The sequence below is a fragment of the Klebsiella sp. PK18 genome (assembly GCF_057784655.1).
In genome coordinates this window covers 3,286,392-3,310,944 of sequence record NZ_CM173493.1, presented here as the reverse complement: position 1 = coordinate 3,310,944, position 24,553 = coordinate 3,286,392, and the positions used below count along the sequence as shown (strand labels likewise).

Sequence of the window (24,553 nt, the reverse complement as noted above, 5' to 3'; positions counted from 1 at the left end):
CCGCCAACGACGGGCGGCATCATTCTTCAGTGAGCCACATATCCGCTTCTTCAAACATCTCCTGCACCGTACGGCTGATCAGCTCTTTTTCATGCTTGCTGGCGTCGGTGTTGATCGCCGGAAGCGTCATCATCGGCTTCACCCGCACTTCCGCTTCCGGGAAAATGCGCTGCATGCGTTTGGTCAGTTCGTTAAGAATGGCCTCTCTGGCACCCGGCAGCCCGGCAAAATTGCGCTTGTCATAAATCAGTTCCACAAACATCTTCTGTCCTCTGTATGCTGATCGCGGGCGATAGTTTTACTGTATTAATGTACAGTGTCAAGCGAATGCCGCGGTGCTGCTCATCCGCAACCTCGTGCGGGAGAGGGCTGCGCGCAAAAGCAGCACCTCGTCCGCCGGCGGTCAGGCAGGCCTCACTGACGAGCGGAGGGGATTTCCGCGCTGCAAAGGCGTTATCGCTGATTGCGTAGGCCTGGTAAACGCAGTGACCTTCACCCGAAGCGATGTCATTACCTGCGTACATTCATTTCGCGACGGGTAGGTCTGAATATCGGGTAGTGTAAGCCGGGGAAAGCATTTCACGCTTCATCGCCCAGGATTTTTCGATCCCCTGACCGGCAAACCAGACCTTTCCTTTCCCGGATTGATTTAATTGGTCGATAACATCCATTAACGCAGCACTATTTTTGCGCGGCGCGTTATCGTCAAATAAGTTTAGCTGCGCTATGCCATTACTGAAGAAATCAGCAAGCATAACACCGGCTTTCATATATCGATAACCATCAATCCAAATTCTCTGCAGGCAGTTTGTGGCACAATTTATAATGTCACGGGTATCATTAGACGGCGTTAATAGCTTCATTGACGCTTGGTTGCCATAATATGTTTCATTAACGGCGTGCGGACTCGTCCGGACAAATACGCTAACGAAGCGGCAAAATTGATGCTCACTGCGTAATTTTTCTGCTGCTCGCTCAGCATAGGCGCAAATGGCTTGATGCATATCTGAATACTGCGTTACCCGGTTGCCAAAAGAGCGACTACAAATAATCTGTTGTTTTGTTGGGGAAAATTCTTGTAGCTCAAAACATGGCTCACCACGCAGTTCGCGAACGGTCCTTTCCAGCACCACATTGAAGTGCTTTTTTATGACCCATAATGAGCTTTCTGCCAGATCCAGAGCGGTATTAATACCCATTAAATTAAGTTTTTTACTCATTTTTCGCCCAACGCCCCAGACCTCTTCAACAGGGACAAGGGCGAGTAGCCTGCGTTGGCGCACAATATTGGATAAGTCGACAACGCCGCCCGTGCCGCGCCATGTCTTGGCGGCATGGTTAGCGAGCTTGGCTAATGTCTTGGTTTGCGCAATACCTACGCCCACCGTTAAGCCAGTATTTTTCAATACGTGAGTTCTTATTTCATGGCCGAAGGTGGATAAGGGGACGCAATTCATTACTCCGGATAAATTAATAAAGGCTTCATCGATGGAGTAGATTTCTATTGATGGAGACATTGCCGTGAGCGTTTGCATAACACGGTCACTGAGGTCGGCATAAAGCGCATAGTTAGAACTGAAAAAATGAACACTGGAATAATAAGGGTTATTTTTTATTTTAAAGAAAGGTTCGCCATTTTTTATACCGAGGGATTTTGCTTCGGCAGAGCGAGAAATAATGCAGCCATCGTTATTGGACACGACCACAATAGGCTTCCCCTTTAAATCAGGGCGAAAAACCGTTTCACAAGAAGTATAGAAATTATTGACATCGACGAGGGCAAACATAATTATTTATGCGCTTTAATGCTAAAAATGACCACGCCAAATATTTCTAACTCTTCGGCATTATGAAACGAAATGGAAGCGTAATCGCGATTGTGCGGCACTAGCTGTAAAAAAGGATGAGTGCGAAGTTCTTTCACGGTGAATTCACCTGCGATAGCCGCAATGACGATATCACCATGTACGGCAGACAGTGAGCGGTCAACCACTAAAAGGTCTCCATCACTGATGCCGGCATCACGCATAGACTCTCCGCTGACTTTGATGAAGTAGGTAGCACTCGGATGTTTTATCAATAATTTATTGAGATCCAGCCTGTCCTCAACATAATCCTGAGCGGGGCTGGGAAATCCGCAGGGCACCCTCTCGGAGAAGAGGGGGAGCATGAGTGGGGGCGAAATCTCAGTTGGCCGAGTAAACTGCATGGTATCGATCCTCGAATACTGTTTTTATATACAGTATTATTGAATGTGCTGATGGATCAAGGCGCACGTGACGTTGTTTTTATAACTGCATGAATATAATGATGATTTATGTAAAGCATGCCATGTGGTGTTGTTGCTGAACTGCCATCGCTGTGTAGCGCGACCAGTACGCCCAGGTTGATGTTTGCCCGGTAAGACGACCGCTGTATTACATGGAGCATGATCGACTCTTTTTTCACCCTCTCTTCGGTATTTAATGTTATTGAGAAGGCAATAAGATATGAGAATATCTCATTAAAAGATATTTATAAAATATTGTCGCCTTTACCTTACAGAATAAATAAATATTATTTATTTTAACTAAAACGGCTTGACAAATTTGATGTTGAGGATAAATTTGAGCAATCGCTCTAATTTATTGTCATCATCTGCGGGATCCAAAAGTGATACGCTGTGATTAACCATGACACTACATAACCAGGGGATCTACTGACATGAAAATTTTTTTCCAGGGCACCAGACTTAAAAAAGCAAAAATACTAACGGTTGCCTTTTCTTTCGCCTTTTTCACCGCATCGGTGCTGGCAAAGCCCTCGCAATCAGAGAGTTATAATGTCGCCGTTTATCGCGGGGAGGCCGGGTGCCCAGGCTGTTCTGAAATGGTGGTAAAATCGCTGGTCGCGACAGGCCTGCCTCTGCACATCTCTTATGTTGGCGAAAAAGAAAAGCTGAAATTAAATGCGCAAACACTGAAAAAATTCGATCTCTATATTCAACCTGGCGGCGGTCAGGATATACCCGGCTCTTATCAAGCCCTGGGTGATGAAGGGGCAGAGGCTATCCGCAATTTTGTGAAAAGTGGCAAATCCTTTCTTGGTCTTTGTATGGGAGCCTATCTTGCCGACAAAGACTGGATAGGGCTTATTGATGCGCCTTTAGAATCAGAGGTGGGGAGACCCGGTTCGCAGGCCGTTGATGAAGGCGATTATACCCTGCAACTGACATGGAATAATAAACAAGAGCCTTTTTACTACCAGGATGGGCCTTATCTCAACAGTAGTATCTCAAGTACTGGATTCCAGCCGATCGCTTACTACAAGAATGGAGATATCGCCATTGGTAAGTACCGGTATGGTAAGGGAAACATCATCCTGTCAGGTCCGCATCCTGAAGCCGATGAGACCTGGATAGACAGCGCTGCGCCAGGGAATACGACGGCAGAAAGTAAAATGCAGCGTATTTTAAGTTATCTCAATATAAAAAAGGGTTAACTGATACGCTACCTTGCTTCACCCACTCAGAAATCTTTTTTAAGTATTTTAAAGGCAAGCTCAGATATTTCATTAAGAAAAATGCTGCGTCTGTCTTCTGAATAATCGAGGATCAGCAAGCTGGAATACCCATCAATTAATGTGTTTATTTGTCTGGCTGAGGTAGCGGCGTTTTCCGCAAGGAACTCGCCTTCCTGCATCCCTACGCTAATGATGCCTTCAAGAATAGTGATCCATTGCAGGGAGTGATCGTGCACTAATTTAGCATAATCCGCATCGCGTGCTGCCATTGGCCATAGTTCAAGGTAGAGCAGCCAGTGTGCCGAAGGTGCATCGGGTAACAGCGTTCTGATATAGAGGTTTACTCTTTCACTAGCGCTCATTTTTTCTGACGCGTTTAAAAACGCATGACATTCTTGTATGTCATTTTCAAACATATACTGAATAGTGGATTTCTTGAGCGTTTCCCAGTCTCGATAATAGTGATAGATATGACTTCTGGAAATATTCATTTTCTGCGTCAAATCACGGGTTGAGACATTGCTAAACCCTTTTTCTCTGAACAGTTGTAGCGCAGCTATTTTTATCAACTCAGAAAAATTGGCCGTTTTCAATATTTCAACCTTAATCACTATCCATTAAAGCGCGAACTATATCATAATTTCTGAAACCTTGCACGTGTTCAACATTCGGGGATAGCTGTTAGCATTGTGTTTTTTATAGCATTAACAAAATAACGAAAATCTATTTTGTGGGTCTGGTATAAATTCAGCTGCAGGGAGGTTGCTTTATTATTAGCTATGCGCAGGATGCTATTCCTGCCGCGTGCGGTAGTGGCCGCAACGGTGGAGTGGAAAACCGGGAAAGAGAACGTCGCTATTACCCGGTGAGCTATCATGATGACAACGTGCTTATCGGCAAGGTAGGCGATAAGCACGGCATTTTTCAGACCGAGCGTGGTTTGCCGCCGCGTGGGTAGCCGCTGCGCCACCACACGCTTTTAACGCAATTGCGCGCAGGCGCCCGCTATCCGCTGGCAGGCTTGGGTTAGCAGGCCATCTTCTATCGCATACGCAATACGCAAATACCCCGGCATTCCAAACGCGGAGCCGTGTAAAACGGCCACCTGGGTTTGTTCTAATAGCCAGTTCGCCAGCGCGCTGTCGTTGCGAAGGATTTCGCCGCCAGGGGTCATCCGGCCCATGAGCGCCTGGCAGTTAGCAAACACATAGAATGCCCCCTGGGGAGCGGTGGCGCTCAGGCCATCGGTGGCGGCAATCATTCCCAGCACCTGCTGGCGGCGTTTATCTAACACGTTGAGCCAGCCGTCGAAGAAATTGGCTGAGTGGTTAAGCGCTGCGACCGCCGCAGCCTGCGAAATACTGCTGGGGTTGGAGGTGCTTTGTGATTGCAGGATCTGCATGGCGGCAATCAGCCATTGCGGCCCTCCCGCATAGCCCAGACGCCAGCCGGTCATGGCGTGGCTTTTGGACACACCGTTTACCGTCAGGGTACGTGAAACCATCTGCGGGGCGGCCTGGGCAAACGTGGTAAAAGGGGTATTGTCATAGCGCAGCGGCTCGTAAATATCGTCGGCCATCACCAGCACCTGTGGGTAATCCGCCAGCACCGCAGCCAGGGCACGCAGTTCCTGCTCGCTGTAAATCGCCCCCGTCGGGTTGCCCGGCGAGTTGAGGATCAGCCAGCGCGTTGATGGGGTGAGAGCGGCGGCCAGTTGTTGTGGCGTCAGCTTCCAGCCGTTTTGTTCATCACAGGGCACAATCACCGGTTCGCCATCGGCCAGAGAGACCATATCCGGATACGAGACCCAGTAGGGGGCGGGAATGATGACCTGCTGCCCGGCGTCGAGGGTGGCCAGAAAAGCATTGAAAATAAGCTGCTTGGCGCCACTGCCTGCGATGATCTCTTGCGGACGGTAATGCAACTGATTGTCGCGAGCGAACTTGGCGGCAATGGCCTCCTTTAACGCGGCGGTGCCGGAAACGGCGGTATACTTAGTCTGATGATGCACGATCGCTTCAATGCCCGCATAGCTGATATGGGCCGGGGTAGCAAAATCCAGTTCTCCTTCGCCCAGGTTGATAACCGGCTTGCCTGCGGCTTCCAGTGCCCGTACCTGGTCAGAAATGACCGCTGTCGGTGAAGGGCGTACAGATTGCATACGACGGGCGATTTGACTGTTATTCATAAATCCTCTTTTGTATCTAATGATTCAATTAATACAATTAGGTCCCCAACCTCAGCAGGAAACTCGCCGTGTCACCGATCTTTATTCTCGATAACACCTCTGCGCCCGCTCGCTACGGTATTACCGCCAGCCTGTGGGCTAATCGTCTTGGACTGCCTCTCTGGAGCCTTCGCCCCGACTTCGCCGGCGATGTTCCCGACAGCCATCAGCACGTCATTCGTGCCGGGTACTGCGTGACCAGCGGCCTCTGGCGCAGCGATACGCTGCGTGAAGAGGTGCGCGATATCGCCAGCCTGCCTGAGTCAGATGCTGTCATTGTGCTGGCGTCCTCGCAGGCAGCGCTTATCGCCGACCTGCCGGGCCAACGGCTGTTCAGCGATGACCGCAACCAGCGCCTGACGCTCAGCGACGGGCAACATACGGTGTTAGACCTCACCGCCGATCGCTATGGTCGCTGGGATGCCGGGGAGCCATCCTCTGCCGGGACGTCCTTGCGCATCGCACTGATTGGCCGTGAGTCAGACCACCGTCTGGTTTACCCCGCCACGCTTGGCTCACTGGGTGATGCCGCGGCGTCGCTGGGGCTGAAGCTGGATGTCCATTTCTTCTCGCCGGTCAGTCTGTCCCCTGGGTTACACGACCTCCACGACGTCCAGGGCGTCGTGTTGCCAGGCGGTTCCTCGATGGCCGCCGTCAAGGGACAAATCCGCGTGGCGGAAGATACGCTTGCCCGCGGACAGCCCACGCTGGGGTTATGCCTGGGAATGCAGAGCATGATGACCGCAGTCGTGCGCCGACGTCCGGGTTGCGAATCAGCCATTCCCGCCGAAGTGGCTCCGGATGAGGCTCTGCACAGCTTTGTTCCCTTTGTCGATGGCCGTCATCGCTGCGGCGTATTCCCTTTTTCCTTCGGGTTGATCCCCGGTGATATCCGCGAAATGCACTACAACCATCGCTACTGCTTTAACACCGACTTATTGCCGGCGCTGGATCGCAGCGGAGTCAGCGTCAGTGCGCAAACGGACGATATCGTGGAGGCCATCTCCCAGCCGGAACTGCCGTTCTGGCATGGTGTGCAGGGGCACCCGGAACTGATGTCCCGCCCGGATGCGCCCCATCCGCTGTTCGTCGCCTTTTTACGGGCGGCGCTTAACGCGCCAGCGTAACGCCGCTACGGCTGTCGCTGGCAAGCGCCGACATGACGTGAGTCAGCTCCGCCAGCGCCGCGTCGTCGATCGGTTTTAACGGTGCGCGTACGGTGCCGCCGTTAAAACCGCGCAGCGCCATCGCCGCTTTCACCAGCTGCGGCTGACCATGTTTGCGCGCCAGCGCGCGATACGCGTACCACAGCTGATGCAGATCGCGGGCCGTGGCGGCATCGCCCTGTTCCACGGCCCGGAAGGTATTGATAATCAGCTCCGGCAGCGCGCCGCTGTTGGTGGTGCTGATGCCGTCAAACCCGGCCATCATTGGCCCGAGGAAGGCCAGATCGGAAGCACAGAACAGGCGCAGACGCCCACGCAGACGGTTGGCAATCTGGTCGATGGCGGTGGGGTTGAGATCGCCCTGTTTGATGCCGACCACGTTGGGGATCTCTGCCAGTTGTTCCAGCAGCGCCGGGGAGAGGGTGATGCCGATGCCCGGCGCGTTGTACACCAGGATGCCGGTTTTGGATAAGGGAGCCATCTCTTTGAAGTAGCTGACGATCTGTTGGTCAGTGATTTCGCTAACAAAGGGCGCGGTCACCATCGGCAGGCCGCCCAGCTCGCTTGCCAGCAGCGTCAGCTCGCGGGCATCGCGCGGGTCGGCGCTGGCGCTGCACAGCATGACCGCCACGCGGTCATCCACACAGGCCATGACTTGATGAAACAGCTCACGGCGTTCTTCGACGGTCATCACCGGGAATTCACCGTAGGTGCCGCCAATCAGCAGACCGTCATAACCCAGACCAATCACGCGTTCAATATTTTCACGTAACGCCGGAAAGTCGATCGCGCCGCTGGCGGTGAACGGGGTGACGGTGATGTTGAAAATACCGCGCAGGCGTTCACGGCATTCATTGATATCTTTCATTTTTCTTTCCTTACAGCAGTGTGAGAGGGCGAGCCAGGGAACCCAGCTGACGATATCCGGTTTCGGTCACCACCACGGTTTCACTGACGCCGACGGTAAATTGACCGTAGATCCGCAGAGCCGGTGGAATGTGGAAGGTCATTCCTGGCTGCAGCTCAGTGGTGACGCCACGATACAGACTGAGAATGCCGCCTTCGCCCCAGTCCGGCGCAAAGGCGATACCGATGGAGTAACCGGTGCGTTTTTTGAAGTTTTCGGTGAACCCGGCGCGATCAATCACCTTCTGGCAGGCCAGGTGCGGCGCTTCGCAGGTGGCGCCTGGACGAATGGCATCAAGAGAGGCCTGCAGGGCTTCCTGACACACTTTTTCCATTTCGATGGCGATAGCGGGCGGCCGCCCCAGCCAGGCGGAGCGCATCATCGCGGCGTGGTAGCGGTCGTGAGCCGCTGACATTTCCAGAAATACCGGGTCGTTATCCTGCATCACCCGACGACGCCATGTGCCATGCGGCACGCCGCTGCGTGGGCCGGTCGAGACCAGCGGTTCCATGCCGACATACTCGGAACCGGCGGCAATGGCGGCCCCCATCATCGCCGAGACCAGCGCGTTTTCGTCTGCGCCGCTGCGAATCGCCGCCATGCCCGCGCGCATGCCCGCGTCCACATAGCGCGCTGCGATGGCGATTTTTTCCACCTCCGCCGCCGATTTCACGGCGCGCAGCGGCTCGATGACGCCCGCGGTATCGGCAATGGTGCCGAGCCTGGCCTGCAGGGCTTCATACACGGCAACCGGCAGGAACCAACCGCGTTTGTCCAGCCCAATCCGTTTGTGGAGCCAGCCGCGCTGTTGCAGCATGCCCACCAGGAAATCCACCGGGTTATCGCCATCCTGGTAGATGGCGGCGTCAGAAATAAAGGTGTTGGCGATAAAGTTAAAGTATTCGAGCTGGCGAATCACAAACACCGGATCCCCTTCTACCGGCAGCAACAGCGCCTGGAAGGTGTAATAGCCCGGTGTTTGCTGACCGGTGAGCCAGAAAATGTTTTCCGGGCCGGTAACGATCATGACGTCCACGCCCGCGCGGCTTAAGCGTTCGCGGGTGCGTCGAATGCGTTGCGCATATTCATCAGCGCTAAAGGCGGACTCACTGCCCTGAATCACATTGTTAACATCTTGCATGAGTAAACTCCTGGAGTAAGTGGGCCTGCGCGGCATTAAACTGCACGCCCAGACCGGGTGAGTCATTGACGGTGACCAGGCCATTGCGGTATTCCAGCCCGCTGACGGGATCATCCGTTAAGCCATCGGCGCCATACAGCTCGGCAAATGCCGGTTGCACGACACGACACAGCTGGAGCGCGGCGGCGGTGGCAGCATGGCCTTCATTCATCTGGCCAATCATGAATGGCACGTCGGCGAGTCGCAGCCGGTTGGCGGCGGCCAGCGTCGGCGCAAGGCCACCCAGTTTCACCAGTTTGAGATGCCCCCACAGCGCACCTTTGGCGGCGATCAGCCGGGTGATGGCGGCATCACTGTTGAGGCTTTCGTCGAGCATGATCGGGATGCCGTAGGCGTACAGCTCCGCAAGCTGGCTGTCGTTTGCCGGGCTTAACGGCTGTTCGATGTAGCTGAGCTTCAGCTCGCGCAGAGACGGGAATGCCGCGTGAGCCTGCGCCAGAGACCACTGGCCGTTCACGTCAATCGCCAGCGAAATCTGCTGGCCGAACCGCTGGCGCAGCCGTTGCAGACGGGCCAGGTCGGTAGCGAAATCCGCCACGCCTGTGCGCAACTTCAGCTGGGTGAAACCGCGAACGACATAGCGTTGCGCCTGCTCCAGCATCTGTCTCTCGCTGCCCCAGAACAGGGTCTGGTTGGTGTGCCACGCAGGCAGGCCATCCCGCGCCCCCAGCCAGGCGGCAACGCTTACCCCTTGCTGACGCGCCAGCAGGTCGTGCAAGGCCATATCCAGCACCATGCGCGATGGCGGCAGGAGCGTGCAGTCTTCGTCATCTAGCGCGGCGAGTCGCGCGGCGGGCGCCTGGCGCCAGTCCCAGCGGCGAAGTATCTGAAGCAGGTTGTTCAGCACCTGCTCTTCGCGGTAGCCATGCAGGTAGCGAATGTTGAGCCGCACTTCGCCAATCCCGATCACTCCCTGGTCTTCCAGACGCAGCCAGAGCGTATCGAGCGCCGTCACCGGACCAGAGGCAGCGGTATGCAGCGTCACATCGGCGTAATGCAGATCTCCCCGAAAGAGCTGCGCTTTCATAAACCGGGCTCCGGCGGCAGCATGGCGAGCGCAATATCGAGATAGAGGTAGGCCGCTGCGATAAATTCATCGACAGGGACAAATTCATCGGGTTTGTGAGCCACGGCCAGCGAACCGGGGCCAATCACGACGCCTTTTGCGCCCAGCGAACGGAAATGCACCAGGTCACATCCCCCCTGAAAACCAAACGGGCCGGGTTCGCTCTGCCCATGACGGCGACAGGCAGCAAGGCTTTGCTCGACAATGGCTTCGCGGCTGTCGGTTTGCGTCGCGCCGCCGGTAGTGGGCTGCCAGGCGATAATTTCGGCTTCCACACCTGCATGTGCGTATGCGTGGTCGAGCAGTTGCTGCAGTTCGGCTTTGACGACCTCTTCGTCTTCGCCCGGAACCATGCGACGGTCAAGCAGCAGCTCACAGCTGTCTGGCACCACGTTGTCCGCATGGCCGCCGTGGATGCGGGTTACCGTCAGGCTGGCGTTGCCGACCAGATCGTGGCAGCGGCAACGCACCTGCTGGTGGTGGGCTTCTTCAATCAACCCTAACAGGCGCGCTGACTGGTAAATCGCGTTAACCCCCAGCTCCGGCGTACCGGAATGCGCGGTGACGCCTTTAACCCGCACGCGAGGACGTAAGCTGCCTTTGTGGGCGGAGAAGGTGGCATTCGAGGTCGGCTCGCCAATCACCGCGAAATCAATCGCCGGTGGATTATCGCGGACGTAGAATTTCGCCCCTTCGCTGGCGACCTCTTCATCGGCGGTGAACACCCCCATCAATGTGCCGGACCACTGCTGACGGTTGGCAGCCAGCAGACGCAGGGCTTCAACCATCGCCACCAGCGGGCCTTTGGCATCGCAGGCGCCGCGTCCATACAGGCGTCCGTCACGCTCGGTGAGCGTGAAGGGATCGCTGGCCCAGCCGCTGCCCGCCGGAACGGTGTCAAGGTGGGTGTTAAAGGCGAAACACGGCCCCGGTCCATTGTTCAGGACGGCGATAACGTTGGTCCGCCCCGGTGCGTATTCGCTAAAGGAGAGATCGAACCCGGCGGTCAGCAGCCAGCCTTCCAGACATTCGGCGGCTTCGCGCTCATGGCCCGGTGGATTCTCCGTGTTGATGGCAACCAGCGTCGCTAAGTCCTTTTTCATACGAGCGCTGTCAACCTGATAACTGGACATAGGAACTCCGTGATTAATGTAATATTTGCGTCAGGAAGCGCTGCGCGCGGTCGCTGACATGGCCGGCGAAGAAATCGCTGGTGTTGGCGCGATCGATAATTTCGCCGTCTTCCATAAACAGAATCTTGTTAGCGGCCCGACGGGCGAAGCCCATTTCGTGAGTCACCACCATGCTGGTCATGCCTTCTGCGCTAAGCTCCGCCATGACTTCCAGCACTTCACGGATCATCTCCGGGTCGAGGGCGGAAGTGGGCTCGTCGTAGAGCATCAGCTCGGGCTTCATCGCCAGCGCCCGGGCAATCGCCACGCGCTGCTGCTGTCCGCCGGAGAGCTCGTCCGGAAAATGGTCTGCACGTTCGTTGATGCGCACTTTTGCCAGCAGGTTGTCCGCCAGTTTGCGGGCATCAATACGGTTCATTCCCAACACCGTCATCGGGGCCAGCATGATGTTTTCCGCTGCGGTCAGGTGCGAGAACAGCTCGTAGTTCTGGAACACCATGCCAATGCGCTGACGCAGTTTGTGCGCCGGCACATCGCCCCGGCTGATGTGCTGGCTGGCGAAGAACACATCGCCGCTGTCGGCGGGCGAGAGCATGTTGACGCAGCGTAGCAGGGTGGATTTTCCCGAGCCGGACGGGCCAATCAGCACCACGGTTTCTCCGCGTTGCACGGTCAGAGAGCAGTTTTTGAGTACGGTCTGGCGACCAAAAGTCTTATCAATGCCGATCATCTCCAGCAGCGGTTTCTCACTCATGGTTCCTCCCGGACGGTTTTCGGTAATTTAAACAGGCGAGTCAGCCGCTTCTGGCTTTTGCTGCGGCGCTGCCTGGGATCCAGCACGCGTTCCAGCCACGACTGGAAGATCATGAACAGGCTGGTGAGCAGCAGGTAATAGATGCCCGCAGCGCAAAGCGCTTCGAAGTAACGGAAGCTGGCGCTGGCGGCCTGGTTAGCGACCAGCAGCAGTTCCTGAACGGCGATAACCGAGACCAGCGCGCTCGATTTCAGCATGCTGATCATCTGGTTACCCATCGGCGGCAGAACGATGCGTGCGGCCTGAGGCAGAACGATTTTTCGCATGATCTGGCCGTGAGTCATCCCCAGCGCCATGCCGGCGGTGCGCTGGCCGCTTTTCACCGCCTGCAGGCCAGAGCGCAGAATTTCCGCCATGTAGGCGCCTTCATTGAGCGAAAGGGCCAGCACTGCACAGGTAAACGCGGAGAAGCGTAAGCCGAAGCCTGGCAGCACGTTGTAGACAAAGATTATCTGGAACAGCACCGGCGTCCCGCGAAACAGCCACAGGTAGAAAAAGGCCAGCCCTTTCCCGGCGCGAAACGGCGCTTCCTGCAACAGCGCCAACACCAGGCCCAGCACCACGCCACACAACAGTGAGCAGAGGGTAATCAGTAGCGTCATCCACGCACCCCGAATAAATTCGGGGGAGAGGAAGTACTGCCACATTAAATCGATCGACATAGCGTTCTCCGGTTAATGGCAAACGGGTTAGAAAAGGGCAACGGAGTCTGGGAAGTTCCACTTCTTAATCAGTTGCGTGTAGGTGCCATTTTTGACGAGGCTCTGCAGACCTTGCTCCAGCAGGGCCTGGGTTGCGGTATCGCCTTTACGCACGGCAAAGGCGATGTGAGTATTCGCTTCGAACTCGGCGCCAACCGCTTCGAACATGCCGGCTTTTTCGGTAAACAGGGCGACGGTGCCCGGCGTGGAGAGGAACTCGGCATCGGCACGTCCCTGGGCGACGGCCACGGCGGAATCGGTGGCGGCGGGGAACGTCATGACGTTGATGGCCGGTTTTTTGGCCTCCACGCAGCGCTGATTGTCTGCCCGCGCCTGGCTCTCTTCGATCCCGCCGAGCGTCACGGCGATGTTTTTGCCGCAGAGGCTCAGGTCACGTCCGGTGATGTTGGCCGGGTTACCTTTGCGGACCACCACGCGGCTGCCGATTTTCAGATAGGGTACGAAGTCAACCTGCTCGGCACGGGTCGGATTGACGTACATGGCGGAGTTGATGATATCCAGACGTTTACCCTGCAGCGCCGGAATAAGCCCTTTGAATTCCATCGGCATTGGCGCCGGCGTCAGTTGGATCTCTTTGCTTAGCGCGTTGATCAGGTCGATATCGAAGCCGGTAAGCTTGCCTGCTTTCACGTATTCAAAAGGCATGAACGTCGCTGCCGTTCCATAGGTCAGTTGACCCTTGGCGATGGTTTCCACCGCCGCATGGCTGACCAGCGGCAGGGCGGTCAGCGCGAACATCAAAGTACGCACATGGCGAAACAGAAAAGAATTGCTGGACATAGTCGTCTCCTGGCTAAGGTTTAAATTGAATTTAGTGAGTCAATAAATACAATTATGCGTGTGAAAAAAATGTCTCATTCTGGTGCGTATTGCACGTTAAGCGTGCACTCCTTGCTTTACTTTGCTGCGTTTTGTTGCTCGTGATATTGTATATATCGACCACAACAATGCACTTCAGGGAATCGTGAATTCATGCAGCCTGACTCCACTGCGAGCAGTCGCCGGATAGCCCGGCAAATACTCGACCTGATATCTGAAGCAAGATTCGATCCAGGTCATCATTTACGTGAGCAACATCTTGCCGATGCGTTGGGTGTTTCGCGTACGCCGGTACGTGCCGGGCTCAAGGAACTGACCCGAATGGGGGCGGTTGAAGCGCGGCCAAACCAGGGTTTTTTCCTCCTTAAACGCAGTAATGAGCTGGATCAGCTGGAGATTGAGCAGTCCAAGAGCAATGACCAGAAGTTGTACGAGCAACTGGTCCATGACCGCATTGCAGGTATCCTGCCGGAATCCTTTACCCAGACCGAAATCAGCCAGCGCTATGATGTTGATCGCGGCGTGCTGACCCGTACGCTGGTGAAGCTATCGGAGGATGGCCTGATTGCCCGCAATGCAGGGCATGGCTGGCGCTTTCTGCAAACCCTGAACTCCGATATCGCTCTGCGCAATAGCTACGGTTTTCGCCTGATGATTGAACCGATGGCGTTGCTGACGCCCAACCTGCATGTTGACCGGCAGATGCTTAAACGTCTGCGCGCCCGGCATCTGAGACTCATCACCCACCCGGACATTACGCAGGTCCCGGCCAAAGAGATTTTCGAAACCGATGCGGCGTTTCATGAGTTGCTGGCAGAGGCCAGCGGCAACCTGTTTGTATTACAGGCTATTCAGCAGCAAAACCGGCTGCGCCGCCTGCTGGAATTTGGTAGCTATCACAATAAGCGTCGCGTAAAAGAGTGGTGCGAAGAGCACGTTGCCATCATTGATGCCCTGCGAGAGAACAAACAGGAACAGGCGGCAGAGTTGATGAGAAAACACCTGCAATACGCGTTTGACCAGGTCAATGTAAAAAGCCCACGCGTATAACTGGCATCACTATTGCACATAATGCTCCTGAAAATACAATCAGGAGCATTTATGAATTTGCAGATACAACAGCGTGTGGCACTGGTTTGCGGTGCGGGAAGTGGCCTTGGACAGGCTATCGCCTGCTCGCTGGCGCAGGAAGGCGTGAAGGTCGCCGTGACAGGCCGCAACAGAGAGAAGCTGGCGCAAACGGTGGAACGCATCAATCAGCTGGGCGGTACCGCCCGCGCCTGGCCGCTGGATCTTGCCGTCCCGGAACAGTTTGATACGGTCATCGCCGATATCCGCGAGCACTGGGGCGACATCGATATTCTGGTCAATAATTCCGGTGGCCCGCCGCCCACGCTGGCACAGGGAACGGACGGCGCCGTCTGGCAACAGCAATTTTCAGTGATGGTCGCCTCGTTGATCCAGCTCACCGATAAACTACTGCCCGCCATGCGCAGCCGTGGCTGGGGACGCATTATTACCTCCACCTCGTCCGGTGTGATTGCCCCGATTCCGGGTCTCGCCCTGTCGAATGCGCTGCGCATGAGCTTACTCGGCTGGTCGAAAACCCTTGCCGCTGAAGTGGCGGCCGACGGCGTCACGGTGAATGTGATGGTGCCTGGGCGCATTGCTACCGACCGGGTGGGGCAGCTGGATGCTATCAAGGCGAAACGGGAACATTCCACTGCGGAAGCGGTCGCGGAGAAGAGTCGTCTGAGCATTCCGGCGGGACGTTATGGCCACCCCCATGAGTACGGCGCTACCGCTGCCTTTTTGGCAAGCCAGCCTGCCAGCTACATTACCGGGGCGGTGATCCGGGTCGATGGCGGATTGATTGGTTCGGTTTAGTGGGGAGTCGCGTGCAATGCCAGTCGCTGGTGTCGTTGACTGGCATTCACGCCTCTCTCGCGCTCATTCAGAATGAGGTGTTAACTATTGCGTACCGGGTGCGGGACAGGACGCCAGACCGGTTATCTTGTTTCTTCCCGCGTTGATGATCCCTGATGGTTCACCATGAAAAGTGCTGAAAGGGTGAGCAGTATGGCGCCGCTGATCAGTATCCACCCGGCGTGCTGAAAGGCGGCTAAGCTACCCTGCGTATGCGCCAGTCTGACGTAGCACGCCGTCACCAGGGCCGCGCCAGCCATCGCGCCAACACGCTGCAGGATGTTGAGAATCGGTGCTGCATCAGAAACATGACGGGTACCCGCCATCGCCAGGCCTGCCGCCATCGCCGGCACTGTCGCAAGGGCTAAACCGAACCCTCTGATAGCGAGTGCGCTACCGACCAGGAGGTAGCTACTGCCTCCATCAATCATGGCCAGCGGCCATGTCGCTAACACCGAGAGCAAGCCGCCAACGATCAGCACCACGCGAGGACCCAGCCGGTCTGAGAAATAACCGGCGACCGGGAATCCTGTGGCAGAACCGATTAACTGCGGGGTAAGGAGCAAACCCACATCAGCCAGTGCTTCATGGCAAACGTCGCGGAAATACAACGGGAGCAGGAACTGTCCACCAAAATTCACCGCACCTCCGATAGCCATCAGCAACGCCGATAATGTGAAGCCACGATGTTTGAAAAGGCTGAGATGAAGTAAAGGCGAGTCAATGCGAAAAGAGCGATAGATAAACAAGCCGATAAACAGTGCGCCCACGCTGAGTAAGATAATGTTCCCGCTATTTTCACCACTATTCAGGCTGACGCCTTTAATACCCTCCATGAGCAGGGGAAGGCTACAAAGAATCAGTATTAACCCCATCCAGTCCAGGGAGAGCGGCTTATCATTTTTTATTGTCGGGCGAGGGAGTAATTTCCATCCCGCAAGCCAGGCACAGAGAGATAAGGGGACATTAATAAAAAACAAGACTCGCCATCCGCAGACCTGAAGCAGCACGGCACCCAGAGACGTTCCCAGTAAGGGCGCAATGACGATAGCCACGCCTATCGTACCAATGATCCGCCCGAGGCGCTCACGACCGACCACCAGACCCAGGATCGTCTGCCCGGCCGGCACGAGTAACCCGCCTGCCAGACCTTGCATTATTCTGGCGGTGAGCAGCACCTCGACATTCGGGGATAACGCGCAAACTGCCGAGAAAACACCAAATAAAATAAGTGCATAGAGCCAAAGTTGGGTGGCGCCAAACCGTTTTACCGCCCATGCGCTAACCGGAACGCCTGCGGCCAGCGCCATGAGGTACGCGGTGGCTATCCACTGGATGGAGGCGTCCGTCACCCCAAGGCCGTTTGCCATGGTCGGAAGCGCAGCACTGAGCATGGTGGATGAGAGCATGGTAGCGAATGCCCCAAGGGTGATGATGGCGGCTTGCATCCACAAAACCGGCGGGATGGCATTGATGGGGCCAGCATGGTTTGTTTTCTTTACCTGCGTATCTCGATTGATATTCATGGGATGACCTTTAGGTGCGATGCGTTAAAAAATCTATCATTGATCAATTTTTCTATCAATGATAGATTTATTTTCATCAATGGCGCCGGTAGGCTCCTGGTCAGGAGAAGATCTCTTTTCATCTACCACGGGCTCGGTTGGATGCATTAACAACAGGATGAACACCATGGCTAAAATTCAGCGGGATCAGGTCATTAATGCTGCATTAGCACTCTTAGATGAAGTTGGGCTGGAAGCGTTAACGACGCGAAAGCTGGCGCAAAAGCTGGGGGTAGAATCCGCAACGCTGTACTGGCATTTCAGGAACAAGGCCTGCTTACTGGAAGAGATGGCCGCAACTGTTTTGGCCAGGCACCATTCGCTTCCGCTGGCTGAAGACACGGCCGAGTGGGCAGACTGGCTGGCAAATAACGCGCGCAGTTTCCGCCGCGCACTTCTCGCTCATCGGGATGGCGCACTGCTCCATGCGGGGACAACACCGGCGCGGGTAGGAGGGGAAACGTTCTACCCAAAGGTGGCTTACCTTATGCGGGCCGGCTTTTCTGAGGCCGAAGCCGCAATGATATTACTCACTATTAGCGAATATACCCTGGGATGCGTATTGGAGGAGCAGTCTCGTACAGACAGACATGATGATGAAAGATTGTCTACACCCTCAACAGAAATCAGTCGTATCGATGCGCTTACCCACCAACATCCGGATACCTGTTTTGAGTTCGGTCTGTCTTTGATCATGAAGGGGTTATTAAAATAACTCGTTCCAGATTTCAGCTATTGCGACAGCGTTTTAATGATTTTATATCCGGAGCGTTATTCTCCGGACATTACTGAACATTGACCTCCCGATGGCGGGAGGGTTATTTGTTCATGGCGCAAGAATCACCGCAGCGTCGGGGATCAGGATCCTGTTTTATACTGGTTAAAAAAATGCAACAACGCGCCGGGTGTCTCGTCCCCAAAGAGAATGCCTGCCATTGCCTGCGCGTCGTTGGCCGCACTTTCGACGCGGATAAACATCTGTTCTTCATAAGCGGACAGCGCGGCTTCAGGATTATCTGCATTGGCCGCAATCGCGAGTCCCAGCTCAGCGCCATCCTCTAACGCGAGATTAGCGCCTTCGCCGAACGGCAGCATAAGATGCGCGGCGTCGCCCAACAGCGTTACGCCTGCTGTTCGCGGCCATCGAAGTCCGGGAGGTAAAAAGTGAATAGGGCGCAATACGGGCTCACCATCACCCTCCGTAATCAATGTTTGCAGTGGATGCGCCCAGCCATCGAATTCATCGACTATGCGTTGCACGTCAACCTGTGCATTAGCGGACGTCACGTCAGCGAACCAGGCCTGGGGTTGGCACAGAGCAATGTAAACGTGGATCACGCCGCCAGGCTCCCGGTGCGCCATGATACCCTTGCCTGGCGAGAGCGCAAAAAATGAGCCGCGGCCTACTGCTTGCGCGCAAGCCAGATGATCAGTATCAACGTGACTAAGCCAGCGCTCGACATACGAAAATCCCGCATAGGCAGGGACAGCATCGGTGACCAGAGCGCGGACACGCGACCAGGCACCATCTGCGCCCACCACCAGGGAGACCCTGGTGGTGGCGCCATCCGTAAAGTACAAACTATGCGTGCCGTCATCATGGGGGACGATATCTGCCACTTTACGGCCCCATTGCACGGTGTCCGCAGGAAGCGACTCCAGCAGCAGCGTACGAAGCGCGCCGCGAGAGACTTCTGGTCGGCCGCCCAAACCATCATCGAACTGCTCGAACAATACGTTGCCCTCTTTATCGAGTACGCGCGTGGATTGACCACCAGGAAGAATAAGGGCCCGGAAGGCATCGTACAGGCCTGCCGCTATCAGCGCCCGCTGGCCATTATGATCGTGGATATCCAGCAAGCCACCTTGTGGGCGGGCCTCGGGAGAGGCTTCAGCTTCGTAGACCACAGAGGAAATGCCGTGAACATGTAAAACACGTGCGAGCATGAGGCCGCCGAGTCCTGCTCCGACGATGGCAATGGATGAGGTCATTTTTTCGCTCCAGGTAAGGTATGGCGGGTGTCGTTGTCCGGCTGTTCCTGGTTTCGATACCGCACGAATAAGGGGAGTGGACGTGAAATCTCATCCCGGGGACCAACGGAAGCCTGAGGGTATGCTGAGCGGTATTGCCCATAATGTTCCCGGACAATTGGGGGCCGGGCCCCCCGCCTGACTCTCCTCTCTGCGCTCAGCTTACACTTAGACGAGTAAGGTTCTCTATATTGACCATTGCTGGTTAATCGTCAAGGCCGTCATTCAATACCCCTTCAGCGGACGCCAGCCTGTGGCCATGGTCACCGAACTTCACCCACTCAGGTTAAACGACGTCGATGACGCGGATCCCTCTGTGTTTCGCCATCTTTATGCACTCCGCCGTATCTTCTCCGCCAGGAAATGCCAGCAGTACGTCAGGGCGGCTATCTTCCAGCATAAACAAATTGCGCCTTGTCTCCGCATATTTTCCGTGCAGCGCCCAGTTTGCCGGGTAGCGGATCACGTGAACGTCGATCCCGCGCGCCCAGTTTTCTATCGCGCCGCCCAGCGCCTGGTGCCCTCCGTGAATCAACACGTTAATTGTCTGTGTACGGGCATAGAGATCCAGCACATGGGTGATGGTATGGGTGTCGGCATAAAACCGACCCGAGCAGATTAACACTCGCATTTTTTGTACCTTAACGTTGCTTGCCTTGAAAAGGATCTCGTCCGCGCGCTGGCGGTTATTGTTTTTTAAACATCCGGCGGCGTTTCAATAAACCGCAGCGAGGTATCGCCCAGGCGGTCAATGACAGGGTAGGCGACGGCGGCGATATGGTGATGCACGCGGCGGTAGTCCCGTAGCACCCGCTGGAAAATGTCGCCGGATTCCGCCCAGGCATTCTTGTCCTCCCGCAGTTTTTTGAAGTGCTCGCGGCTGGCGGAGGCCTCCAGCTGGCGGATGGTTTCTTTGCGCTGCACCAGCTGGTGGGCAGCAGACAAGTCTTCACGCAGGAATGCCGCTATTCCTAAGTTCAGGCTGGTGAGGAGCTCCGCATGCAGCAGGCGAATATGGTGTAATTCAAAGTCGTTAAAATGTTCTCCCCGGCGTGCGCGGCGCGTGGCCAGCTGGGTCAGATTGCTGGAGAGAATGTCGCCCGCGTGCTCAACATTGATGATGAACATCAGGATCTCCTGGGCACGATCGGCATCTGCATCATTCAGCCCGTCCTGACCAATGTCGGCGAGGTAGGCGCGAACCGCCGCGCTGAGCAGATCGACCGACTGCTCCAGCTGGCGGATGTCATCGGCAGCCTGTTTTTCCTGGGTCACAAACAGCATCAGCAGTCGGTCCAGCATGATGGTTAGCATGTCGGCGGCGCGCAGCGATTCGCGAACCGAATTGGACAGGCCGATATAAGCCACTTCCAGACCCGCATCGTCGAGATACATCGGCATACCCGGGTCGCCTACGCGCTCTTCTTCCGGAAACAGTCGCTCCAGGAAGCGAGCCATTGGCACGTTCAGGCCGATAAACAGCAGCGCGAGCGCCACGCTAAAGGCGGTATGAAACCACACCACCAGCTGCGGCGTGTTCAGCCCGGATTTACGGGCGATCGCCATCAGCAACGGCAGAAGCAGTAACGCCAGCGCGCAGCCGGACAGGCGGACCATCAGGTTGCCAACCGGCAGGCGGCGGGCCACCGCGGACCCGGCGTTTAACACCGGCGGTAACGCGCCGCCGATGTTGGCGCCAAGCACCAGCACCAGGGCCGTAGACGGGGTCAGCGTGCCGGTACCGGCGAGGGAGGCGATCAGCAAAATCATCGCCACGCTGGAGTGGCACAGGAGCGTCAGGAGCGCCGCCACCAGCAGGGCAATGAAAATATCGCCCTGTAGCCCCTGCATCACGGCATGAAACACCGGCGTGACCTCAATGTCCTGCAGCGTGCCACCCAGTAAATGCAGCGCCAGCAGCATCAGGCCGAGGCCAATCAGGGCGCAGCCCACGCTTTCAAAGCTGGAATGGTCGCGTAGCTTGAAAACCACAAACCCGGCCAGCAGAAGCAGCGGAATGGCGATTTCCATGTTAAAGCTCATCAGCTGGACCACCAGCGTGGAGCCGATGTTGGCGCCGAGCATCACCGCAAGTGCGGGGGCAAGGCTTAGCGTACCTGCGGCGGTAAATGACGTCGCCATCATACTGACCGCCGTGCTGCTTTGCAGAATGCCGGTAATGCCAATGCCGGAGAGCAGGGCGGTCCAGCGGTTAGTGAGGTGGCGTCCCATCCAGTTGCGCAGCGGCGTGCCGAAGCCGCGCTGTAGCGCCGTTGAAATCATATGGCTGCCCCAGAGCAGCAATGCGATGGCGCCAGCCAGGTGAATTAACAGAGTGGTTCCGGACATTATGAATTCCCCCTCTACAGGGCGGGTAGTGAAATAAAACGCAGTAACCTGATCGAAAAACGATGTATGGCGCTGGCGAGGTTCAGTAATGCTTTAGTGTGTTGATAGTTAATCTTCCCTCCGGCGTACCATGCCAGGGCACGGACGCGAAGGGTGCGGGTTATTTTCATTAAAAATAAGACAATCAACGCGATGGACTTATTTTTAATCAGGAAAATGAGGGAATGTTGCTTTTCCATAATGCTTCCAGCCTGTGTGGCCTGCCTGAAAGGTGCCGCCGAAGCGGCACGTGAATCACCGTCTTTAACGCAGAATTAGTGCCACTGCCTGAAGCGACGGATGTAGAACGTTTTCATGCCCTGCGCCACGCAGCAGTAGGCGAGCAGGGTGCCGACCAGCCACGGGAAGTACTGCCACGGCAGCGCCTGCAGCCCAACCAACGGCCCGAGCGGAGAGAACGGCACGTAAATTCCAATAGCCATAATCAGACCGGTCATCATCAGTACCGGCCAGGCGGCGGTGCTCTGAATGAACGGAATTTTCTGGGTACGCAGCATGTGCACCACCAGCGTCTGCGACAGCAGGCCTTCAACGAACCAGCCGGACTGGAACAGGGTCTGCATGTGTTCGCTGTTAGCGCTGAACACAAACCACATCAGCGCAAAGGTCGTCATGTCAAAAATGGACGAGGTCGGGCCAATCCAGACCATAAAGCGGCCGATGTTTCTTGCATCCCACTTGCGCGGTTTGCTCAGGAACTCTTTGTCCGTTTTGTCCCACGGCAGCGCGAGCTGGGAGATGTCGTACATCAGGTTTTGCAGCAGCAACTGGATCGCGAGCATCGGCAGGAACGGAATGAACGCGCTGGCCACCAGTACCGAGAACACGTTGCCGAAGTTGGAGCTGGCGGTCATGTTCAGGTATTTCATAATGTTGCCAAAGGTCTCGCGGCCTTTGATAACGCCTTCTTCCAGCACCATCAGGCTCTTTTCCAGCAAGATGATGTCGGCCGATTCCTTGGCGATATCGGTGCCACTGTCGACCGAGATACCCACGTCGGCATCGCGCAGAGCAGGGGCATCGTTAATGCCGTCACCGAGAAAGCCCACCGTATGACCGTTGGCCTGCAGCGCCTTCAGCACGCGTGATTTCTGCAGCGGCGTTAGCTTGGCGAACACCGTGCGCTCTTCCACCAACTGCTGCAGGGCCGTGTCGCTCAACGCCTCAATCTGCGGGCCGAGTACCGGTTCGCCTGGCTCCAGTCCCACCTGGCGGCAAATCCGCGTAGTGACAATCGCGTTATCGCCGGTCAGCACTTTGACTGCGACGCCAATATCCATCAGGGCAGCAATCGCCGGACCCGCGCTCTCCTTAGGTGGATCGAGGAAGGTGAGGAAGCCGCGGATAATCAGATCGTGCTCATCAGCGGTGCTGTACAGTCTTTTCGCTTCGGCTTTCGGAATGTCGCGCGTAGCGACCACCAGAACGCGGAAGCCGTCTTTGTTGTAGTCGTTCGCCATCGCCAGCATGGCGTCACGGCGCTGATCGTCGAGGGGGATAACCTTGCCATTCTCTTCCATGTGGGTGGCGATGCTCAGCATCTCCTCCACGGCGCCTTTGCACACCAGCAGATGATTGCTCTGGCTGTCTTTCACCACAATCGACAGGCGACGGCGCACGAAGTCGAACGGCATCTCATCGACTTTGCTGTACCCCTGAGGTTGCACAAAGCCCGACTCATTTTCAGAGAAGTAAATGACCGCCTGATCCATCAAGTTTTTGATGCCGCTTTGATAGTGGCTGTTGAGCCAGGCCAGCGCCAGCACGGACTGATTTTTCTGACCGTGCGTGTCGACGTGGTGCTCAAGGATGATTTTATCCTGCGTCAGGGTGCCGGTTTTGTCGGTGCACAGCACATCCATCGCGCCCAGGTTCTGAATCGCGTTAAGGCGCTTAACCACGACTTTACGCTTCGCCATGGCCACCGCGCCCTTGGCGAGGTTGGCGCTGACGATCATTGGCAGCATTTCTGGCGTCAGGCCTACGGCGACGGCCAGAGCAAACAGCAGGGCATCCCACCATTCGCCCTTCATCAGGCCGTTAATCAGGAACACCACCGGCACCATCACTAGCATAAAGCGGATCAACAGCCAGCTGACGCTGTTCACCCCGCGGTCAAACGCCGTTTGCGCCCGGGTGCCGACAATCGCTTTTGCCAGTGAGCCAAAGTAGGTCCTTGGCCCGGTCGCCACCACGACCGCCTGAGCGGTGCCGCTGACAACGTTGGTCCCCATGAAGCAGATGTTAGGCATATCCAACAGATTTTCGTTGTCAACCGCCTTGTCGTGCGCGGATTTCTGCGCCACGTCGCCGAGGGTGTCGTACTTCTCAATCGGCAGCGCTTCGCCGGTCAGGACGGCCTGACTGATAAACAGGTCGCGTGATTCGATCAAACGGACGTCGGCCGGGATCATGTCGCCCGCATAGAGCTGCACGATATCGCCCACCACCAGCTCGCGCATCGGGATTTCACGTGGCGTTCCTTTTTGCCCGGCGTGTTCGCGACGAACGACCGTCGCGGTGGTGCGAACCATCGCTTTCAGCGCTTCGGCCGATTTGGCCGAGCGGTGTTCCTGCCAGAAGCGCACCAGTCCGCTGAGGGCAACCATGGTGCCGATGATTATCACCGTCGTCAGGTCGCCGTCTTCGCCATGGCTGGTGGGCAGCCAGTAGTCGGTGAAGAAGCTGATCCCGGCGAGAATGGCGAGCACATAAATAAACGGGTTGTTAAACGCCATCAGTAGCTGGATCAGCGCGTGCGGTGGCTTGTCATGAGTCACTTCGTTCAGGCCATCCCGCTCCAGCCGGGCATTTGCCTGGGCTTCCTGCAGCCCTTCCCGGGTAGTGTTGAGGTTGACCAGGGTTTCTGCGATACCGTTTTGGGCTTCCTGGGCGGCACGCATAGACAGCGTGCTTTTTTTATTTCGGTTCTTGATTTGTACAGTCATGGTGCTGCTCCTGTCGCCGGGCGGCAGCAGGCTTTTTACGGTAAGACCCGGATTAAGGGCGGCCGAAAATAGCCCGATGTCGCATCAGCGATCGGTTTTAATTAATTTCGCACAGGGC

Annotated in this window: 23 protein-coding genes; 5 read left to right on the top strand and 18 right to left on the bottom strand. The window is 56.0% G+C overall.

Annotated elements, in window-relative coordinates:
* Positions 1 to 19 precede the first annotated feature (19 nt).
* The 3 genes from AC3EMD_RS16225 to umuD all read right to left on the bottom strand — a co-directional run bounded on the left by AC3EMD_RS16225 (position 20) and on the right by umuD (position 2,209).
* Positions 20 to 262, bottom strand: coding sequence for a DinI family protein (locus AC3EMD_RS16225; RefSeq protein ID WP_002901096.1), 243 nt, complete (start codon positions 260 to 262; stop codon positions 20 to 22).
* A 262-nt stretch (positions 263 to 524) separates the two neighbouring features.
* Positions 525 to 1,787, bottom strand: coding sequence for a translesion error-prone DNA polymerase V subunit UmuC (gene umuC, locus AC3EMD_RS16220; protein ID WP_008807677.1), 1,263 nt, complete (start codon positions 1,785 to 1,787; stop codon positions 525 to 527).
* Positions 1,788 to 1,789: 2 nt separating this feature from the next.
* On the bottom strand, positions 1,790 to 2,209 hold the full coding sequence (gene umuD / locus AC3EMD_RS16215; RefSeq protein ID WP_008807676.1) for a translesion error-prone DNA polymerase V autoproteolytic subunit: 420 nt from the start codon (positions 2,207 to 2,209) through the stop codon (positions 1,790 to 1,792).
* 494 nt (positions 2,210 to 2,703) lie between these two features.
* Between umuD and AC3EMD_RS16210 the strand changes: the two genes are divergently transcribed.
* Complete coding sequence (locus AC3EMD_RS16210) at positions 2,704 to 3,480, top strand: BPL-N domain-containing protein (protein WP_022065834.1); 777 nt, start codon at positions 2,704 to 2,706, stop codon at positions 3,478 to 3,480.
* 26 nt (positions 3,481 to 3,506) lie between these two features.
* Here AC3EMD_RS16210 and AC3EMD_RS16205 read toward each other — a convergent pair whose 3' ends face one another.
* Positions 3,507 to 4,094: a TetR/AcrR family transcriptional regulator gene (locus AC3EMD_RS16205; protein ID WP_022065835.1), complete on the bottom strand. Its 588-nt coding sequence runs from the start codon at positions 4,092 to 4,094 to the stop codon at positions 3,507 to 3,509.
* 386 nt (positions 4,095 to 4,480) lie between these two features.
* Complete coding sequence (locus AC3EMD_RS16200) at positions 4,481 to 5,689, bottom strand: pyridoxal phosphate-dependent aminotransferase (RefSeq protein ID WP_044612786.1); 1,209 nt, start codon at positions 5,687 to 5,689, stop codon at positions 4,481 to 4,483.
* A 68-nt stretch (positions 5,690 to 5,757) separates the two neighbouring features.
* Between AC3EMD_RS16200 and AC3EMD_RS16195 the strand changes: the two genes are divergently transcribed.
* Positions 5,758 to 6,855, top strand: coding sequence for a glutamine amidotransferase-related protein (locus tag AC3EMD_RS16195; protein WP_039103095.1), 1,098 nt, complete (start codon positions 5,758 to 5,760; stop codon positions 6,853 to 6,855).
* On the opposite strand, the gene AC3EMD_RS16190 is transcribed toward AC3EMD_RS16195, so the two are convergent.
* The 7 genes from AC3EMD_RS16190 to AC3EMD_RS16160 are packed head-to-tail and all read right to left on the bottom strand — an operon-like array spanning position 6,839 to position 13,517.
* Complete coding sequence (locus tag AC3EMD_RS16190) at positions 6,839 to 7,762, bottom strand: dihydrodipicolinate synthase family protein (RefSeq protein WP_023297410.1); 924 nt, start codon at positions 7,760 to 7,762, stop codon at positions 6,839 to 6,841. The two genes, AC3EMD_RS16195 and AC3EMD_RS16190, sit on opposite strands and share 17 nt — an antisense overlap.
* 10 nt (positions 7,763 to 7,772) lie before the next feature.
* The gene (locus tag AC3EMD_RS16185) at positions 7,773 to 8,942 is read right to left on the bottom strand and encodes a M24 family metallopeptidase (RefSeq protein ID WP_016160709.1); all 1,170 of its coding nucleotides are present in this window, start codon (positions 8,940 to 8,942) and stop codon (positions 7,773 to 7,775) included.
* Complete coding sequence (locus AC3EMD_RS16180; RefSeq protein ID WP_302073594.1) at positions 8,929 to 10,029, bottom strand: mandelate racemase/muconate lactonizing enzyme family protein; 1,101 nt, start codon at positions 10,027 to 10,029, stop codon at positions 8,929 to 8,931. Before AC3EMD_RS16180 ends, AC3EMD_RS16185 begins: the two co-directional genes overlap by 14 nt.
* On the bottom strand, positions 10,026 to 11,201 hold the full coding sequence (locus AC3EMD_RS16175) for a M20 family metallopeptidase (RefSeq protein ID WP_008807667.1): 1,176 nt from the start codon (positions 11,199 to 11,201) through the stop codon (positions 10,026 to 10,028). The genes AC3EMD_RS16180 and AC3EMD_RS16175 overlap by 4 nt, the downstream gene beginning before the upstream one ends.
* A gap of 13 nt (positions 11,202 to 11,214) precedes the next feature.
* Complete coding sequence (locus AC3EMD_RS16170) at positions 11,215 to 11,955, bottom strand: amino acid ABC transporter ATP-binding protein (protein WP_012968502.1); 741 nt, start codon at positions 11,953 to 11,955, stop codon at positions 11,215 to 11,217.
* Positions 11,952 to 12,677, bottom strand: coding sequence for an amino acid ABC transporter permease (locus tag AC3EMD_RS16165; RefSeq protein ID WP_008807665.1), 726 nt, complete (start codon positions 12,675 to 12,677; stop codon positions 11,952 to 11,954). The genes AC3EMD_RS16170 and AC3EMD_RS16165 overlap by 4 nt, the downstream gene beginning before the upstream one ends.
* 27 nt (positions 12,678 to 12,704) lie before the next feature.
* Complete coding sequence (locus tag AC3EMD_RS16160; RefSeq protein ID WP_022065841.1) at positions 12,705 to 13,517, bottom strand: ABC transporter substrate-binding protein; 813 nt, start codon at positions 13,515 to 13,517, stop codon at positions 12,705 to 12,707.
* A gap of 192 nt (positions 13,518 to 13,709) precedes the next feature.
* Between AC3EMD_RS16160 and AC3EMD_RS16155 the strand changes: the two genes are divergently transcribed.
* A complete protein-coding gene (locus AC3EMD_RS16155) occupies positions 13,710 to 14,606 on the top strand; it encodes a GntR family transcriptional regulator (protein WP_012542124.1) in 897 nt (298 codons plus the stop codon).
* Between the two features lie 51 nt (positions 14,607 to 14,657).
* Positions 14,658 to 15,443: an SDR family oxidoreductase gene (locus tag AC3EMD_RS16150; RefSeq protein ID WP_163595713.1), complete on the top strand. Its 786-nt coding sequence runs from the start codon at positions 14,658 to 14,660 to the stop codon at positions 15,441 to 15,443.
* A gap of 122 nt (positions 15,444 to 15,565) precedes the next feature.
* Here the strand turns inward: AC3EMD_RS16150 and AC3EMD_RS16145 are convergent, their stop codons facing one another.
* Complete coding sequence (locus AC3EMD_RS16145) at positions 15,566 to 17,008, bottom strand: DHA2 family efflux MFS transporter permease subunit (RefSeq protein ID WP_064171144.1); 1,443 nt, start codon at positions 17,006 to 17,008, stop codon at positions 15,566 to 15,568.
* Positions 17,009 to 17,174: 166 nt separating this feature from the next.
* Between AC3EMD_RS16145 and AC3EMD_RS16140 the strand changes: the two genes are divergently transcribed.
* Entirely contained in the window at positions 17,175 to 17,762 is a 588-nt protein-coding gene (locus tag AC3EMD_RS16140; RefSeq protein WP_302073593.1) for a TetR/AcrR family transcriptional regulator C-terminal domain-containing protein, read from the top strand.
* A 143-nt stretch (positions 17,763 to 17,905) separates the two neighbouring features.
* Here AC3EMD_RS16140 and AC3EMD_RS16135 read toward each other — a convergent pair whose 3' ends face one another.
* The 5 genes from AC3EMD_RS16135 to mgtA form a co-directional block, all read right to left on the bottom strand.
* Positions 17,906 to 19,039, bottom strand: a complete 1,134-nt coding sequence (locus AC3EMD_RS16135; RefSeq protein WP_032732801.1) for an FAD-dependent oxidoreductase — start codon at positions 19,037 to 19,039, stop codon at positions 17,906 to 17,908.
* A gap of 325 nt (positions 19,040 to 19,364) precedes the next feature.
* Positions 19,365 to 19,709, bottom strand: coding sequence for an SLOG family protein (locus tag AC3EMD_RS16130; protein WP_022065847.1), 345 nt, complete (start codon positions 19,707 to 19,709; stop codon positions 19,365 to 19,367).
* 65 nt (positions 19,710 to 19,774) lie between these two features.
* Positions 19,775 to 21,427, bottom strand: coding sequence for a Na/Pi cotransporter family protein (locus AC3EMD_RS16125; protein WP_012542118.1), 1,653 nt, complete (start codon positions 21,425 to 21,427; stop codon positions 19,775 to 19,777).
* Positions 21,428 to 21,441: 14 nt separating this feature from the next.
* A complete protein-coding gene (locus tag AC3EMD_RS16120) occupies positions 21,442 to 21,666 on the bottom strand; it encodes a hypothetical protein (protein WP_039103103.1) in 225 nt (74 codons plus the stop codon).
* A gap of 75 nt (positions 21,667 to 21,741) precedes the next feature.
* The gene (mgtA, locus tag AC3EMD_RS16115; RefSeq protein WP_012542116.1) at positions 21,742 to 24,435 is read right to left on the bottom strand and encodes a magnesium-translocating P-type ATPase; all 2,694 of its coding nucleotides are present in this window, start codon (positions 24,433 to 24,435) and stop codon (positions 21,742 to 21,744) included.
* Between the last annotated feature and the right edge of the window lie 118 nt (positions 24,436 to 24,553).